Annotated in this window: 14 protein-coding genes; 6 read left to right on the plus strand and 8 right to left on the minus strand. The window is 72.3% G+C overall.

Annotated features, from left to right (window positions below; genetic code table 11):
- The first annotated feature begins 204 nt into the window (after positions 1-204).
- Together ACF1BH_RS07840 and ACF1BH_RS07845 are read left to right on the plus strand one after the other, a co-directional pair.
- Positions 205-1,455, plus strand: a complete 1,251-nt coding sequence (locus ACF1BH_RS07840) for a cysteine desulfurase (RefSeq protein WP_391641529.1) — start codon at positions 205-207, stop codon at positions 1,453-1,455.
- Positions 1,456-1,750: 295 nt separating this feature from the next.
- Positions 1,751-2,515, plus strand: a complete 765-nt coding sequence (locus ACF1BH_RS07845) for an alpha/beta hydrolase (protein ID WP_391641530.1) — start codon at positions 1,751-1,753, stop codon at positions 2,513-2,515.
- A 96-nt stretch (positions 2,516-2,611) separates the two neighbouring features.
- On the opposite strand, the gene ACF1BH_RS07850 is transcribed toward ACF1BH_RS07845, so the two are convergent.
- Complete coding sequence (locus ACF1BH_RS07850; RefSeq protein ID WP_391641622.1) at positions 2,612-4,105, minus strand: APC family permease; 1,494 nt, start codon at positions 4,103-4,105, stop codon at positions 2,612-2,614.
- Between the two features lie 41 nt (positions 4,106-4,146).
- On the minus strand, positions 4,147-5,616 hold the full coding sequence (locus ACF1BH_RS07855; protein WP_391641531.1) for an aldehyde dehydrogenase family protein: 1,470 nt from the start codon (positions 5,614-5,616) through the stop codon (positions 4,147-4,149).
- Positions 5,617-5,991: 375 nt separating this feature from the next.
- Here ACF1BH_RS07855 and ACF1BH_RS07860 point away from each other — a divergent pair, with 375 nt between their 5' ends.
- On the plus strand, positions 5,992-6,486 hold the full coding sequence (locus tag ACF1BH_RS07860) for a DUF6314 family protein (protein ID WP_391641532.1): 495 nt from the start codon (positions 5,992-5,994) through the stop codon (positions 6,484-6,486).
- A 55-nt stretch (positions 6,487-6,541) separates the two neighbouring features.
- On the opposite strand, the gene ACF1BH_RS07865 is transcribed toward ACF1BH_RS07860, so the two are convergent.
- The gene (locus ACF1BH_RS07865; protein WP_391641623.1) at positions 6,542-7,408 is read right to left on the minus strand and encodes a class I SAM-dependent methyltransferase; all 867 of its coding nucleotides are present in this window, start codon (positions 7,406-7,408) and stop codon (positions 6,542-6,544) included.
- A 187-nt stretch (positions 7,409-7,595) separates the two neighbouring features.
- Between ACF1BH_RS07865 and ACF1BH_RS07870 the strand changes: the two genes are divergently transcribed.
- Positions 7,596-8,057: an SCP2 sterol-binding domain-containing protein gene (locus ACF1BH_RS07870; RefSeq protein ID WP_391641533.1), complete on the plus strand. Its 462-nt coding sequence runs from the start codon at positions 7,596-7,598 to the stop codon at positions 8,055-8,057.
- A 511-nt stretch (positions 8,058-8,568) separates the two neighbouring features.
- Positions 8,569-9,384 (plus strand): SAM-dependent methyltransferase, encoded by an 816-nt coding sequence (locus ACF1BH_RS07875; protein WP_391641534.1) that lies wholly within the window; start codon positions 8,569-8,571, stop codon positions 9,382-9,384.
- Positions 9,385-9,456: 72 nt separating this feature from the next.
- Here ACF1BH_RS07875 and ACF1BH_RS07880 read toward each other — a convergent pair whose 3' ends face one another.
- Entirely contained in the window at positions 9,457-10,365 is a 909-nt protein-coding gene (locus tag ACF1BH_RS07880; protein WP_391641535.1) for a helix-turn-helix domain-containing protein, read from the minus strand.
- 90 nt (positions 10,366-10,455) lie between these two features.
- Positions 10,456-10,698 (minus strand): DUF397 domain-containing protein, encoded by a 243-nt coding sequence (locus ACF1BH_RS07885; protein ID WP_391641624.1) that lies wholly within the window; start codon positions 10,696-10,698, stop codon positions 10,456-10,458.
- 196 nt (positions 10,699-10,894) lie between these two features.
- On the opposite strand from ACF1BH_RS07885, the gene ACF1BH_RS07890 reads away from it, so the two are divergent.
- Positions 10,895-11,407 carry an ATP-binding protein gene (locus tag ACF1BH_RS07890; protein WP_391641536.1) on the plus strand — a complete coding sequence of 171 codons (513 nt, stop codon included), beginning with the start codon at positions 10,895-10,897 and terminating at the stop codon, positions 11,405-11,407.
- 100 nt (positions 11,408-11,507) lie between these two features.
- On the opposite strand, the gene meaB is transcribed toward ACF1BH_RS07890, so the two are convergent.
- The 3 genes from meaB to ACF1BH_RS07905 are packed head-to-tail and all read right to left on the minus strand — an operon-like array spanning position 11,508 to position 16,619.
- Positions 11,508-12,506: a methylmalonyl Co-A mutase-associated GTPase MeaB gene (meaB, locus tag ACF1BH_RS07895; RefSeq protein WP_391641537.1), complete on the minus strand. Its 999-nt coding sequence runs from the start codon at positions 12,504-12,506 to the stop codon at positions 11,508-11,510.
- A 7-nt stretch (positions 12,507-12,513) separates the two neighbouring features.
- A complete protein-coding gene (gene scpA, locus ACF1BH_RS07900; RefSeq protein ID WP_391641538.1) occupies positions 12,514-14,730 on the minus strand; it encodes a methylmalonyl-CoA mutase in 2,217 nt (738 codons plus the stop codon).
- Positions 14,730-16,619: a methylmalonyl-CoA mutase family protein gene (locus ACF1BH_RS07905; RefSeq protein ID WP_391641539.1), complete on the minus strand. Its 1,890-nt coding sequence runs from the start codon at positions 16,617-16,619 to the stop codon at positions 14,730-14,732. The genes scpA and ACF1BH_RS07905 overlap by 1 nt, the downstream gene beginning before the upstream one ends.
- Between the last annotated feature and the right edge of the window lie 100 nt (positions 16,620-16,719).

Here is a 16,719-nt window from a genome sequence, read left to right on the forward strand (position 1 = left end):
CAGGCGCAGGCGGGCCTGACGCCCAGTCAGGGCGAGTGGGATGGGTCAACAACACCTCTGCCTAAGGCGATTGAGGAGGGCCGGGTCGCCTCGGCCAATCGTCGTCCGCCGCGGCTACCGCAGCGATCGCCGCCCCACTCTCGTCGTTTCTAACGGAGAATCCCCGCTACCATCGTGAGACAAGTGCCACGAAGGGATGCGTGAGTGAGTACCTTGCCAAGCGCCGCCGGCCTCGACACCGAGACGATCCGGCGGGACTTCCCGATCCTTCAGCGCGTGCTGCGAAGCGGCTCGCGGCTGATCTACCTCGACTCCGCGGCCACGACCCAGAAACCGCTTCCGGTGCTGGACGCCGAACGCGACTTCTCCCTCCAGCACAACGCCGCGGTCCACCGGGGCGCCCATCAGCTGGCGGAGGAGGCCACCGAGGCGTACGAGGCGGCCCGCGAGTCCATCGCCGCCTTCATCGGCGCGGGCGAGGACGAGGTGGTCTTCACCAAGAACGCCACCGAGGGGATCAACCTCGTCGCGTACGCGTTGGGCAACGGCGGCTGGATCACGGCCGGCGACAAGATCGTGGTGACCGAGATGGAGCACCACGCGAATCTCGTGCCCTGGCAGGAACTGGCACGGCGGACGGGGGCCACACTGGAGTGGTTCCCGCTGACGGACGACGGCCGGCTCGACCTCACGACGATCGACGACCTGCTCACCGACGACACCGCCCTGGTCGCGCTCACCCACCAGTCCAATGTGCTCGGCACCCTCAACCCCGTCGAGATGATCGCCGAACGCGCCCATCAGGTAGGCGCGTTGGTGCTGGTGGACGCCGCGCAGTCGGTGCCGCACCGACCGGTCGACGTCTCCCGGCTGGGGGTCGACTTCCTGGCCTTCTCGGGGCACAAGATGCTCGGCCCCAGCGGGATCGGCGTGCTGTGGGGCCGTCGGGAGCTGCTGGCGGACATGCCGCCCTTCCTGACCGGCGGTTCGATGATCGAGAACGTCACGATGGAGCGCTCGACCTATCTGCCGCCGCCGCAGCGGTTCGAGGCCGGGGTGCCCATGACGACCCAGGCCGTCGGGCTGGCTGCGGCCGTGGACTATCTCAACGCGCTGGGCATGGAGCGTGTGATGCGGCACGAGAGGGAGCTGACCGCCAGGGCCCTGGAACTGCTGGCGGAGATCCCGGGCGTGCGCCTCGTCGGCCCCACCGAACTGCGGGACCGCGGCGCCACCGTGGCCTTCACCGTCGACGGCATCCATCCGCACGACGTCGGCCAGGTGCTGGACGAGCACGGTGTGGCGGTCCGCGTCGGGCATCACTGCGCCCGCCCCCTCACACAGCGGTACAAGATCCCCGCGACCACCCGGGCGAGCTTCTACGTCTACAACACGACGGACGAGGTCGAAGCCCTCGCCGACGGGGTGCGCGCCGCGCAGAGGTTCTTCGGCTGACGGCCGGCCGGGGCCTGCCGCAGCACGCCCCGGCCGTCACCCACGCGGTGCGGGCCCGCACCCGGCAGTGGTCGACGACCGGCGGTGTTCGACGACCGGCGGCGGGGAAAAAGGCGGGGGAAAGGGCGATGACCGGCGTGTTAGCTTGTCTTTCGACCGTGACACCGCCCGAGGAGGTGAGACCCATGAACGCAGTATCGACGTGGGTGCTCCCCCTTTCCGTCACGGCCGGCGATTGACGTAGGTGTCGCCGGGAGCGCCTCGATCACCAGGCACTCCCGAAAGGCCACACCTCATGCGCTCCCTGCACTTCACCGCCGACTCCTCGTCGAACGGCATCCGCGAACGTGACTTCACCGTGGGCGGCGTCCCCGGAGTTCTCTGGTCACCGGCGTCCGGCGCCGATCGCGCGCCCCTGGTCCTGATGGGCCACGGCGGCGGCCACCACAAGAAGCATCCCGCGATGGCGGGCCGGGCCCAGCGCCTGGTGACCGGCTGCGGCTTCCATGTCGCCGTCCTCGACGCGCCCGGCCACGGCGACCGGCCGCGCAGCGCCCACGACGAGCGCGAGATCGCCGCGCTGCGCACGGCCCAGGCGGCGGGTGAACCGGAAGGCCCGGTCGTCGTCCGGTACAACGCCCGCCTGGCGGAGACCGCAGTCCCCGAGTGGCAGGCGGCCCTGGACGCGCTCCAGGAACTTCCCGAGATCGGCGCCGACGGTCCGGTGGGCTACGTCGGCATCGGCCTGGGCACCGCGATCGGGGTGCCGCTGGTGGCGGCCGAGCCCCGGATCACGGCCGCGGTCTACACCTGCACCTGGCCCGACGTCCTGATCGAGAAGGCGCAGCAGATCACCGTGCCGATCGAGTTCGCCCTCCAGTGGGACGACGAACGCGTCCCGCGTGAGGCGGGTCTGGCGCTGTTCGACGCCTTCGCCTCGCAGGAGAAGACCCTGCACGCCAACGCGGGCAAGCACCTGGAGATGCCCCGTTTCGAGGCCGACAGCGCGGTCCGGTTCTTCGCCCGGCACCTCGGCGGGGCAGCCGTCTCACCGGCCTGACGGCGCGTGGTGGCGGCGTCCGGCCTCCGGGCGCCGCCACCACCTCCGGTCGGGTGCGCGGCCCGAACGGTGTGCGCACCCGACCGGGCCCGGGGCTCACGACCCCGCGGCATGTCCTTCCAGCACCCCCGTGCGTTTGCGTTGGACGAACCAGTAGTAGAGGAAGCCGCCGCCCGCGACGACGCCGATGAAGAGGAAGGCGCCCCAGCGCAGATACCAGTGCTGGGGGCCCGTCGCGTTGTAGACGGCGGCGCGGGGCCAGGCGAGATTGAGGGACATCGCCAGGCCCCACAGGACGGCGAGGATGTTGACGGGGAGACCGAAGCGGCCCAGCGAGAAGGTGCCCTCGGCCGGGGTCCAGCGGCCGCGGAGCCGTTGGACCAGCATCGGGACGGTGACCATCAGATAGGCCAGGTAGATCATGATGATCGCGATACTGGTGATCACCGAGAAGATCTGCGGTTGGTTGACGTTGATCAGCAGGATCGCGACGCCGACCAGGCCGATGATGATCGCGGGCAGTACCGGCGTCTGGAACCGCGGGCTGACCTTCGCCAGCAGGGAGGCGGCGGGCAGGTTGTTGTCGCGGGCCATGGCGAAGGCGAGGCGGATGCCCGCGGTGTGGACCGCCAGTTCGCAGACGGTGATCGCGATGACCACGCACCACAGCACGATCTGACCGACCGTCGAACCCAGCGTGGAGAGGACCACGTACTGGAGTCCGTCCACGGACAGCTCCTTGGCGTGCAGATCGGGCACCGCGAGGAGGGCGAAGAGCAGGATCAGACCGCCGATGAGGAACGACGCGGTCAGGGCCCGCAGGATGGCACGCGGGGCGTTGCGGCCGGGGTCCTTGGACTCCTCGCCCAGCGAGGACGCGGTGTCGAAGCCGTACATGACGTACGCCGAGGCGAGCGAGGCGGTCAGGAAGGCACCGAAGTATCCGAGGCTCTGGCCGGCGCCCAGGCCGAAGGTCTTGGTCACCGCGGACGGGCCGCGGGTGATGTGCGCGGCGAGCAGGATGATCAGCACGATCGCGGCGATCAACTCGATGGCGACGCCCGCGGAGTTGATCCGCGCCATCAGCTTGACGCCGAACGCGTTCACCAGCGTGGTGAACAGGATGAGGATGCTGCCCAGCAGGACGGCGTTGGCCGCGGCGTCGGTCCGGCCGCTGCCGTTGCCGATGAACTGGAACCACGACGAGATCTGCGGCAGCGTCACCTGGTAGGCCAGCGCCACCGCGGCCAGCGACACCATGGTGGCGGTGAGCATCATCCAGCCGCCGAGCCAGCCGACGTGCGGACCGCCCATCCGCTTCGCCCAGTTGTAGATCGACCCGGCCACCGGATAGCGGGCGGCCAGCTCGCAGAAGCAGAGCGCGACCATCAGCTGGCCGCAGAACACCATCGGCCAGGACCACCAGTACGCCGGTCCGCCGTGGGTGATGCCGAAGTAGAACAGCTGGAAGGTGCCGGTGAGGATGGAGATGTAGCTGATTCCGGCGGCGAAGGTGTGGAAATTGCCGAGTGTGCGCTTCAGCTCCGGTTTGTAGCCGAACTCGGCCAGCGAAGCGTCGTCGTCCTGCATACCGTCGTCCCGGGTGCCGGGGGACGGCGAGCCCGCCTCGCTCACTCGAACCACCTCTGCGGCCGGGGCGCGGTGTTCCGCCACACGTGCTTGGCCTCCTGGTACTCGGCGAGGCCCGCGGGCCCCAGTTCCCGTCCGACACCGGACTGCTTCATGCCACCCCACTCGGCCTGCGGAACATACGGATGGAAGTCGTTGATCCAGACCGTGCCGGCCCGCATCCGGGACGCCACCCGGTGCGCCTTCTCGGCGTCCTGCGTCCAGACCGCGCCGGCCAGGCCGTACACCGTGTCGTTGGCGAGCCGGACCGCCTCGTCCTCGTCACGGAACCGCTCGACGGTCAGCACCGGGCCGAAGGACTCGTCGTGGATCACCGACATGTCCGGGGTGCATTCGTCCAGCACCGTCGGCAGGTAGTAGAAGCCGTCCCGCAGCGCCGGGTCCTGCGGTGGCCCGCCGCCGCAGCGCAGGACGGCGCCCTCGGACAGCCCCGTCCGGACATACGCGGCGATCTTGTCGCGGTGCGCCGCGGAGATCAGCGGGCCGGTGCGGGCATGCTCGTCGAAGGGGCCGCCGAGCGGGATCCGCCGGGCGCGGGCCACCAGCTCGTCGACGAACCTGTCGTGCAGACCGTTCTGGACGAGCAGCCGGGCGCCCGCCGAGCAGACCTGGCCGGAGTGGAGGAAGACCGCGGTCAGCGCATGGTCGACGGCGGTGTCGAACTCGGCGTCGGAGAAGACGATGTTCGGGTTCTTGCCGCCCAGCTCCAGGGCGATCTTCTTGACGGTGGGGGCGGCCGCCGCCATGATCCGGCGCCCGGTGACCAGGCCCCCGGTGAAGGACACCAGGTCCACCCGGGGGTCCTCGGTCAGCGGGGCGCCGACGAGCGGGCCGGTGCCCAGGGTGAGGTTGGCGGCGCCGTCCGGCAGACCCGCCTCGGCCAGCAGCCGCATCAGATGGATCGCGGTGTGCGGGGTCAGCTCGCTGGGCTTCAGGACGAAGGTGTTCCCGGCGGCGAGCGCGGGGGCGACCTTCCACGCCGTCTGCAGCAGCGGGTAGTTCCACGGGGTGATCAGGGCGCAGACACCGACCGGCTCGTGGCGGACGACGCTTTCGATCCCCGGCTGCCCGGTGTCCACCACCCGGTCGGTGCCGCCGGACGCCGCGAGGTTGCCGAAGTAGCGGAAGCAGTTCGCGATGTCGCCCATGTCGTAGACGCTCTCGACCAGCCGCTTTCCGGTGTCCAGCGATTCGGCGCGGGCCAGTGCGTCGGTGTCGCGCACCAGCAGTTCGGCGACGCGCAGCAGCAGGGCGCCGCGCTCGGCGGCGGGCGTGCGCGGCCAGGGCCCGTCGTCGTACGCGCCGCGGGCGGCGCCGACGGCGGCGGCCGCGTCCTTGGGGCCGCCTTCGTCGACTGTCGCGACCAGGGTGCCGTCCGCCGGGCAGCGGATCTCGCGCCGCCGGCCGTCGGCCGCTGTGGTCCAGCGGCCGCCGATGAACAGGTCCGGCATGGGGATGCCTCCGGTCTCCGGTTGTCGCACCAGGCCGGCGGTGGGCGAGGCGCCGCCTGCCGCCGGGGTGCGGGCGCCGCGGACCGCGGCCCGGCGATCCGCACCCGGGTGATGATCTCGGTACCGAGCGTAGGCGTGGCGGTGCCGCTCCGCACGGCACGGCACCCCGGGCTTTCCCCCGAGCGTCGCGGCGACAGCCCGTAAGGGTGCCGGGCCACCCGGCCGGTCCATCCCGGGGCGGTCCGCCCGCGGACGGGGCGCGTCTGCCTCTTTCGCCCCGGAATGACGGGACCCGGCGCCGCTCACGCCCCGTAAGGGAGCCGGCCGGCCGCCCGTACGGGAACGGCGGCGCGCCGGGCGGGGGAGAATCGGGTCATGCCCACCGCACCCGGCGGCCGTCCGCAGCCCCCGCCCGTCCCGCTCTGCGCCGCCCGGCCCTGCCGCCCGGTGCCCGACGTCGCGGCCTACCTCACCGGCCGCTGGAGCATCGAGCGGCGCGTCCTCGACATGCGGGCCGGGGCCGAGGGCAGCTTCCGGGGGATCGCGGAGTTCCGGCCCGAGGGCGTGGACGGTGCGCTGCTGCATGTCGAGGAGGGCGAGCTGACCTGGGCGGACGCGGTGCATCCGGCGGGCCGGACGCTGTGGCTGCGGCCCCGGCCGGACGGTACGGCCGCGGTGGAGTTCGCCGACGGCCGCCCCTTCCACGACCTCGATCTGCGGACCGGGCTCTGGCGGACCGTCCATCCGTGCGCCGCCGACCGCTACGCCGCGACGTTCACCGTGACCGGGCCGGACACCTGGGAGCTGGAGTGGCGGATCGAGGGACCGGCCAAGGAGGCGGTGCTGCGCTCGGTCTACCGCCGCCGGTAGACCGGGCGCGGCACCGGACGCCCGGCGCGCACACCCGCGCGGACCCGGCACGGCGTCAGACCTTGGTGGCGCGCAGGGCGTAGAGCAGCGGGAAGATCGGCTCGTCGGGCGGCAGCCGCCACCAGCCGTTGTCGCCGGGGACCATCGTGTCGAACCGCTTCCACGGGGCCTGTTCCGTCTCCCGCAGCACATCGACGCGGAGCCCGGCGGCGGACACCGCCGTGACGACCTCGCCGATCCCGTGCCGCCATTCGTAACTCGTCCGCGCGTCCGCGAGCTCAGGACCGTCGGTGTAGGTGTGCGGGCTGTCGCTCCGCAGCGGGCCGCGTCCGGCGAGGTAGTCGTGGCGCAGGAGCAGGTCCTGGTTGTCGGGGGTCGGGGTGGGGCCGAGCGCGTCGAGCAGCGGGTGGAATTCGACGAGGTAGAGCATGCCGCCCGGGCGCAGCAGCGAGGCGATGATCCCGGCCCAGGCGGTGAGGTCGGGGAGGTAGCACAGGGCGCCCTTGCCGGTGTAGATCACGTCGAAGCGGCGGTCGCCGAGGGCCTCGGGTGCGCGGTGCACGTCGGAGTGGACGAAGGTGAGGTCCCGGCCGCCCTCGGCAGCGAGCCGCCGCGCCTCGGTGAGGGCGGCGGCCGAGAAGTCGAGGCCGGTGGCGCGGGCGCCGCGGTCGGCGAAGGCGGCGGTTTCGGTGCCGAGGTGGCACTGGAGGTGGAGGAGGTCACGGCCCCGCAGGTCGCCCAGGTCCTGCCACTCGAAGGGGGCGAACCAGTCCTCGGCGGTGCGGGAGCCGTCCAGTCCGTAGAACTCGCTGGCGACGTGGACGGGGGTGCGGGCGTCCCAGTTGGCCTCGTTGGCCTTCACCATGTCCGCCACGGTCGGCCCGTTCCGCGGCGGTGTGCCGCTCTGCTCCGGCTCGCGCATCTGTGTGGTCATGGGGGAGTGCCTACCCGGTGTGGCGGGTGGGATGACAGAAGCCGCCAGGATGACGGCCGGTTCCCGGGCCGCCGACCGTGCCACCCGCTGTGACCAGGGATGTTGTTGCCTGCGGCGCTCCCCGCCCCGTAACCTCGCTTATCAGTGGATTTTACCGATTGGTAGGGAGTTTTCCGTGGCCGACGACGTCCGGGAACGGTTGGCGGGGCTGGACTTCGCGGGGGTCACCCCCGCGGAGTTCGCCGGGATCGTCAAGGGGCTCAGCTCTCGCCAGATCACCGAGATCGCCACCGGGGAGCTGCGCACGCGGGTGCTGGGGGAGATCTTCGGGCGGATGGGCGAGCAGTTCCGTCCGGCGGCCGCCGGGGAGCTGCGGGCGCTGATCCGGTGGCGGATCACCGGGGAGTCCGAGGCGGTGTACGAGACCGTCATCGCCGACGGGCGCTGCACGGTCACCGAGGGCCGGTCGGCCGCCGATGCCCGGCTGACCCTGGTGATGGGGGACGCCGCCTTCCTCAAGCTGGTCTCCGGCAACGGCAATCCGGTGACGATGTTCCTCACCCGCAAGATCGCGGCCGGCGGCGATCTGACCCTCGCCGCCGGGCTCCACCGCTACTTCGACATCCCCGGGGCCTGACCCCGCCACGGCGCCCCCGCGCCGTCCGGCCGGAGACGGCAGGTGTAGGACGCGCCGGGAGTGGTAGGCGCCCGGTGCGCGCTCCCTCCTGCGGCGGCCGGTCTTCGGGTGACCGGGCGCCGCCGGGAGCCGGTGCGGATCAGGTGTTGCCCCCGCGCGGGGCCGGTCCGTACCGCGGGGCGCACCCGGCACGGGTGACGCCGGGACAGGGAACGGGCCGCCGCCCTCGAGTGGCGTGGCGGCGGCCCGCCCCCGAACGGGGGGACGATTCCCGGCCACACCGGGCGGCGGTACGGCCCGCGCGGCGCCGCCCGTTCCGCCCCGGCCGCCCGCCGCTGCACCACGGTCCGTCAAATACCCTCTTCCGTAGGCGTGCTGAGCAATCGAAACCCGCTCCCAACTGCAACAACCGCACATCCGTAGGTATGTTGGGGGGAGCCCGGCCCGGCCGTCCGTTCGTACGGCGGTCGCCGAACCATGCCGGTGGTGCCGAACGACGGGAACGTTAGTCATGAGCCAAGAGCCCCAGCCGCTGTCCACGGTCGTCGATGTCAGCATCCCGAGCGTGGCCCGGATGTACGACCACTACCTCGGCGGCAAGGACAACTACTCCGTCGACCGGGAGGCGTGCGACGAGCTGGACAGGGTCGCGCCCAGCACCAAGGCGCTGGCCATCAACAACCGCCGGTTCCTGCAGCGGGCCGTGCGCTGGCTCGCGCAGGAGCAGGGCATCCGCCAGTTCATCGACCACGGCTCCGGCCTGCCGACGCAGGACAACGTCCATCAGGTCGCCCAGGCGGTCGACCCGGAGTCCCGGGTCGTCTACGTCGACAACGACCCGATCGTCCTCGCGCACGGCCGGGCGCTGCTGGAGGAGGACCACCGCACCGCCGTGATCCAGGCGGACATGCGCGACACCGACGGGATCTTCGCCAGGCCCGAGGTCGAGCGGCTCATCGACTTCGACCAGCCCGTCGCCGCGCTCTTCGTCTCCGTCCTGCACTGCATCCCGGACGAGGACGACCCCAAGGCGCTGATAACCCGCGTCGCCGAGAAGCTCTGCCCCGGCAGCTTCCTGGTGGTCTGCCACCTGGTCAGTGAGGACCAGGCGACCCGGGACTTCGTCACGGAGTTCATGCGGGCCTCCACCCAGGGGAACTGGGGGCGGGTGCGCCGGGCCGGCGAGGTGGAGGAGATCCTGGCGGGGCTGGAGATCCTGGAGCCGGGTCTCGTCGAGGTCTCCACCTGGAAGCCGGACGGCACCATGGGGCCGAAGCAGACGACGCTGGAGTGGATCGAGTACGGCGGCGTGGCACGGAAGAACTGATCCGCCCGGCAGACATGAGGGAGGCGGGGCCGCCGGGCCCCGCCTCCCTCATCCGTGCTGCCGTGCGAGGGCTCAACTCAGCTCGTGCAGCAGCTTTTCCAGGATCGTCAGCGAGCCGCGCGGTGATTCGGCCTGGGCGCTCAGCCGGTCCATGACGGCGAGGTAGTGGTCCACGTCGTCGCGCTTGTCCAGGTAGAGCGCGCTGGTCAGCTGCTCCAGATAGACGATGTCCGGCAGATCCGGCTCCAGGAACCGCAGGATCGTGATCGGTCCACCCGCCGCCGCGAGTCCGCCGAGGCTGAACGGTGCGATCTGCAGCGTGACGTTGGGCAGCTTCGCCATCTCCAGCAGATGACGCAGCTGGTCGGCCATGACCTGCGGGCTGCCCAGCGGACGCCGCAGCGACGCCTCGTCTATCACCGCCCACAACCGGGGCGCGTGCGGCGCCGTCAGCAGCTTCTGGCGCTCCACGCGCAGCGCCACCCGCCGGTCGATGTCCTCCTGCGACGCCCGCGGATGCCCGAGCCTGGCCACCGAGCGGGCGTAGTCCGGGGTCTGCAGCAGCCCCGGGACGAACTGCACCTCGTACGTCCGGATCACCGACGCCGCCTCTTCGAGGCCGATGTGCGTCTCGAACCAGCTGGGCAGTACGTCGCTGTACCGGTGCCACCAGCCCGGGGTGCTGGTGCGGCGGGCGAGTGCGAGGAAGTCGGCGCGATCCGCCTCGGCGGTGACGCCGTAGAGCGTCAGCAGATCGGAGATGTCGCGTTCCTTGCAGCTCACCCGGCCCAGCTCCAGGCGGCTGATCTTGGCGTGGGAGCCGCGGATCGCGTCACCCGCCGCTTCGCGGGAGACGCCGGCGGCCTCCCGCAGCCGGCGCAGCTGGGTGCCGAGGACGATGCGCAGCACCGTCGGCCCGCCCCGCGGATTGTCGAGGTAGTGGCGCAGTGAGGGTTCGCGGCTCGGCTGCGCGGCGGTCATGCTGACTCCCCTGGGTGGTTGGGCGAGCGCCAAGTGTCCCACTGCGAAAAGGATACGTACAGCGGACCGATTATCCGGACGACATATGCGTCAGCCGCGGCCGATCAGATCGTCGAAGTCGCCGTCCTTGGCGCCCTGGACGAACGCCGCGATCTCGTCGCGCGTGTAGACCAGGGCCGGTCCGCCGACGTGCCGGGAGTTGCGCACCGCGACCCCGCCGTCCGAAAGAACCGCCAGCTCAACGCAGTTGCCGCTGGGGTTGCTGCGGCGGCTCTTGCGCCACTGGGCCCGCTCGATACGGGTCGACTGAATGCCGTTGGGCACCGTCTCCATCACTGTCGCTCCCTTGCTGGAGGCGCGGCCTCCTACCGTTCCCGGGCCGTTGTCCACGATGGCGTGAACCAGCCCCTGCGTGACCGTCCTTACCGATGTAATTGCAGATGCACTTGCAGCGGGGGGCGGCTGACGAGGATATTAGCTGTCCCGAGCAGTGCAGCCCAGACCAGAAGCGCCCCTTCGCGGAGACGTGATGACGACACATCCGGCAGTGCCCGTGTACGCAACACCGCGCAACGGAGCGCACGACGACGGCTGGTGGCTGCCCGGCCCCGACTCCTTCGCCGCCTGCGCGCTCAGCGCCTCCGCCCGCACCGTCGCCGACGCCCGGCGCTTCACCCTCGCCACGCTCCGCGGCTGGCGGATATGCGCGGCCCTCACCGACGACGCCGCCCTGATCGTCTCCGAACTCGTCAGCAACGCCCTGCGCTACGGCGTCCGCAACGCCGTGGGCGAAGCCGGCGGCGGCCGGGTGGCGGGCCCCGTCGTCACCCCCGCCTGGCTCGCCCTGACCCGGCGCGACGACGGCGTCATGTGCGCGGTCTCCGACGGCGGTGAGGGCGCCCCGGTGATCGGCACGGCCGATCCGCTCGCCGAGTCCGGCCGCGGTCTCAGCATCGTCGAACAGCTCAGTGACGCCTGGGGATGGACGCTGCCGGACAGCTCCGGCAAAACCGTCTGGGCCACCCTCTCGCCCCGCCCCTGACACCCAGGGCGCGCCGGGAAACTCCGGCGCGGCGCCCCGGACACGGCGGTGCCCGGGCGGGCCGGTCACCGGCCGCCCGGGCACCGCCACGCCGCACCCCTCAGTGTTCCTCGGGAGGGAGCCCGAAGGCTGTCAGCAGACGTTCGGCGGCCAGCGTCGCGGTGAGCGTGCCCGAACGGACCTCCCGCTCGACGTCCGGGGCGATCCGCCGCACCTCCGGATCGTGGCGCAGCCGGTCCACGAGCTGGTCGCGGACCATCGTCCACACCCACTCCACCTGCTGCGCCCGGCGCCGCTCGGCGAGCGCACCCGTCGACTCCAGCAGCGCACGGTGCTGCTCCACGCGCTCCCACAGCTCCACGAGGCCCGTACCCTCACGGGCGCTGCAGGTGAGCACCGGAGGCGTCCACGCGGCGTCCGGCGGCTGCAACAGACGCAGCGCGCCGGACAGTTCCCGGGCCGCCGCGCGGGCGTCCCGCTCGTGCGGACCGTCGGCCTTGTTGACGGAGACCAGATCCGCCAGCTCCAGGACGCCCTTCTTGATGCCCTGGAGCTGATCGCCGGTCCGCGCCAGCGTCAGCAGCACGAACGTGTCGACCATGTCGGCGACGGTCGTCTCGGACTGCCCGACGCCCACCGTCTCCACCAGGACGACGTCGTACCCCGCCGCCTCCATCACGATGATCGACTCGCGGGTCGCCCGCGCCACCCCGCCCAGCGTCCCGGACGTGGGGGAGGGCCGGACGAACGCCGCCGGATCGGTCGCCAGCCGCGCCATCCGGGTCTTGTCGCCCAGGATGGAACCGCCGGTACGCGACGACGACGGGTCCACGGCGAGCACCGCGACCCGGTGCCCGGCGCCCGTCAGCTGCGAGCCGAGCGCATCGATGAACGTCGACTTGCCGACCCCGGGCACCCCGCTGATCCCCACCCGCCGCGCCGCCCCCGAGTACGGCAGCAGCGCGACGAGCAGCCGCTGGGCCGCCGCGCGGTGGTCGGCGCGGCTGGACTCCACCAGCGTCACGGCCCGCGCGATCCAGGCCCGGGAACCCGCCCGGACCCCCTCCGCGTACCGCTCGACATCGATCCTCGCGGGCATCAGCGCCTCACAGCTCGTGGCCGAGGGCCCGCGCGAGGTCCCGGACCAGGTCGTACGCGGCGTCCGGGATGACCGTGCCGGGCGGGAAGACCGCCGCCGCGCCCATGTCCCGCAGCGTCTGCACATCCTGCGGGGGGATCACCCCGCCCACCACGACCGTGATGTCCTCCCGGCCCTCCGCCGCCAGCGCCTCGCGCAGCGCGGGCACCAGTGTCAGATGGCCGGCCGCCAGCGACGACACGCCGACGATGTGCACATCGGCCTCCACCGCCTGCCGCGCCACCTCGGCCGGGGTCTGGAACAGCGGGCCGACATCGACGTCGAAACCCAGGTCGGCGAAGGCCGTGGCGATCACCTTCTGGCCGCGGTCATGGCCGTCCTGCCCCATCTTGGCCACCAGGATGCGCGGCCGGCGCCCCTCGGCGCGCTCGAACTCGGCCACCAGATCCCGGGTGCGGCCGACACCGGAGGAGGGGCCCGCTTCGTCTCGGTACACACCGGAGATCGTACGGATCTGACCGGAGTGACGGCCGTAGACCTCCTCCAGGGCGTCGGAGATCTCCCCGACCGTCGCCATCGCACGCGCCGCGTCCACCGCCAGCGCCAGCAGATTGCCCTCCAGCCCCTCACCGGGACCGGACCGCGCCGCGTCGGTCAGCGCCCGCAGCGCCGCCCGGCAGGCGTCCTCGTCCCGCTCGGCCCGCAGCCGCTTCAACTTCTCGATCTGCTGGGCGCGGACCGCGGAGTTGTCGACCTTGAGGACCTCGATCTCCTCGTCGGTCTCCACCCGGTACTTGTTCACCCCGATCAGCGCCTGCCGCCCGGAGTCGATCCGCGCCTGGGTACGGGCCGCCGCCTCCTCCACCCGGAGCTTGGGGATGCCCGCGTCGATCGCCTTCGCCATCCCGCCGGCCGCCTCCACCTCCTCGATGTGCTGCCACGCCCGCCGCGCCAGATCCTGCGTCAGCTTCTCGACGTACGCACTGCCGCCCCACGGGTCGATGACCCGGCAGGTCCCCGACTCCTGCTGGAGGAAGAGCTGGGTGTTACGGGCGATGCGCGCGGAGAAATCGGTGGGCAGCGCCAGCGCCTCGTCCAGTGCGTTGGTGTGCAGCGACTGGGTGTGGCCCTGCGTCGCCGCCATCGCCTCCACACACGTACGCGTCACGTTGTTGAAGACGTCCTGCGCCGTCAGCGACCAGCCCGACGTCTGCGAATGGGTGCGCAGCGACAGTGACTTGGGGTTCTCGGGCCCGAACTGCTGCACCAGCTTGGCCCACAGCAGCCGGGCGGCCCGCAGCTTGGCGATCTCCATGAAGAAGTTCATGCCGATCGCCCAGAAGAAGGAGAGCCGCGGCGCGAACGCGTCCACGTCCATCCCCGCCGCCATACCGGCCCGCAGATACTCCACCCCGTCGGCGAGCGTGTACGCCAGCTCCAGATCGGCCGTCGCCCCCGCCTCCTGGATGTGGTACCCGGAGATCGAGATGGAGTTGTACCGCGGCATCTTCTGCGAGGTGTACGCGAAGATGTCGGAGATGATCCGCATCGACGGCTGCGGCGGATAGATGTAGGTGTTGCGGACCATGAACTCCTTGAGGATGTCGTTCTGAATGGTCCCGGCCAGCTTCTCGGGCGGCACGCCCTGCTCCTCGGCGGCCACGATGTACAGCGCGAGAACGGGCAGCACCGCGCCGTTCATCGTCATCGACACCGTCATCCGGTCGAGCGGGATGCCCTCGAAGAGCCGGCGCATGTCGTAGATCGAGTCGATCGCCACGCCCGCCATGCCGACGTCACCCGTCACCCGCGGGTGATCGCTGTCGTAGCCGCGGTGGGTGGGCAGGTCGAAGGCGACCGACAGGCCCTTCTGACCGGCCGCGAGGTTGCGCCGGTAGAAGGCGTTGGACTCCTCGGCGGTGGAAAAACCGGCGTACTGCCGGATGGTCCACGGCTGGTTGACGTACATCGTCGGGTACGGGCCGCGCAGATACGGTGTGATGCCCGGGTACGTCCGCAGGAAGTCCACACCGTCGAGGTCGGCGTCGGTGTAGAGCGGCTTCACGCCGATGCCCTCGGGCGTCTCCCACGTCAGGTCCGCGACGCTCGCGCCGGTGGCCTTCTCCACGGCCTCGGCCCACCGCGCCGGATCCGCGCCGTCCGCCGCGCCGTCCAGCGGCACCCCGCTGAAATCCGGGATGCCCGGCCGCTCTGTCCCGGCCATCACGCCACCTCCATGACTTCCAGGGCCGAGGCGAGGACCCCGGCCGCGTCGCAGCCGGTGAAGACGTACGCGTCCACCCCGGCCTGCCCGAACTCCTCGCGTCGCGCACCGGGCGCACCCGCCAGATACACCCGCACCGCACCGGCCGCCTTCAGCGCCGCCGCGACCTCGCCCGCCTGCTCCGCGTAGAGCGTGTCGCTGCCGCACAGGCAGGCGATCCGCGCACCGCTCGCCGTGAAGGCCGCGGCCACCGTCGCCGCGTCCACCGACGCGGGCTCGTGCACCGTCTCCACCCCGCCCGCCTGGAAGAGGTTGGCGGCGAACGTCACCCGCGCGGTGTGCGCGGCGGCCGGACCGAGCGCCGCCAGGAACACCTTCGGACGGGCGCCGGTGGCCGCCAGATGCGCGTCCGACCTGGCCCGCAGCGCCTCGTACGCATCATCCCGCCGCACCCGGGGCAGCCCGCCCCCGGCCGGGACCGGCGCGGCCTCGCGGTGCACCGGGGCCTCCGCCAGATGGGGGAACTCGCTGACACCGGTGATCGGTTCGCGGCGGGTCGCCAGCTCACGGGAACGGCGCTCCCAGGTGGCCGCGAGCCGGCCGGCGATCAGTCCGGAGCCGAGCGCGGCGGCCTGACCGCCCGCGCCCTCGATCTCCTGGAACCACGCCCAGGCGGCGCGCGCCAGCTCGTCCGTCAGCTCCTCGACGTACCAGGAGCCGCCGGCCGGGTCGATCACCTTCGACAGATGCGACTCCTCCAGCAGCACCGCCTGGGTGTTGCGGGCGATCCGGCGGGCGAACGCGTCCGGCAGACCGAGCGCCGCGTCGAACGGCAGCACCGTCACCGCGTCCGCACCGCCGACCCCGGCCGACAGCCCGGCGACGGTGGTGCGCAGCATGTTCACCCACGGGTCGCGGCGGGTCATCATCACCGGCGACGTCACCGCGTGCTGCCGCTGCGCCCGGGCCTCGGGCGAGGCGCCGCAGACCTCGGCGACCCGCGCCCACAGGCGGCGTGCGGCGCGCAGCGTGGCGATGGTCAGGAACTGGTCGGCGGAGGCCGCGTACCGGAACTCCAGCTGACCGCAGGCGGTGTCGATGTCCAGGCCGGCGGCGGTCAGCGCCCGCAGATAGGCGACGCCGGTGGCCAGGGAGCACCCCAGCTCCTCGGCGGCTGAACCGCCCGCCTCGTGGTACGGCAGCGCGTCGACGGTCAGCGCCCGCAGCCCGGGCGCCTGGGCGGCACACCGCTCGGCCAGCGACGCGGCCGCCGCCAGCCGGTCGTCGAGCGCGGTGGCGTCGCCGCCGCGGGCGACGAGCGCCAGCGGGTCGGCGCCGAGCGTGCCGGTGAGGGCGGCCGGGGCCACGCCGCCGTCGGCGGCCAGCGCGAACAGCGCCTCGGCAGCCGCGGCGAACTCCTCGCCCGCGTCGAGCGCGACGGCGGCGAGGTCCAGATGGACGCCGACCAGGGCCCGCGGCAGCGCACCGAGAGGCACGCCGCCCGCGCCGACGCGCAGCCACAGCGAGGTGACGCCGTTCTCCAGGTCGGTCAGGGCCGCCTCGTTGACGAGGGCGGGGTCGGTGTGGGTCTGGCGCTGGCGTACGTCCCATCCGGCGACGGTCGCGCCCTCGGGGCGGCTGCCCCGGACGAACGGCGGGAAGCCGGGGAGCCCCGCGGCGTCGGCGTCGGCCGGGGCGTCGTCGGCGGTGTAGAGGGGGCGGACGCGGATGCCGTCCGGCAGATCGGTGGCGAGCGCGTCCTCGGGGGCGTCCGCCGCCGGGGTGGCGCCCGACTTGCGCAGCACCCCCGCGACGAGGTGCTGCCACTGCGCGCGATCGGCGTCCGGGAACGCGGCGGCCAGGGGGAGTTCGGGGGACTCGGCGGTCATGGCAGCAGGCTAGGCGAACGACCGTTAGCTGGAGCAGGGGCTCTCGCTGTGACCTTGAACTCGTTGATCCGTGCGGGTGGAACGGCGCGCCGGCAGGCGG

The sequence above is a fragment of the Streptomyces sp. NPDC014733 genome, from assembly GCF_043083385.1.
Lineage (GTDB): Bacteria > Actinomycetota > Actinomycetes > Streptomycetales > Streptomycetaceae > Streptomyces.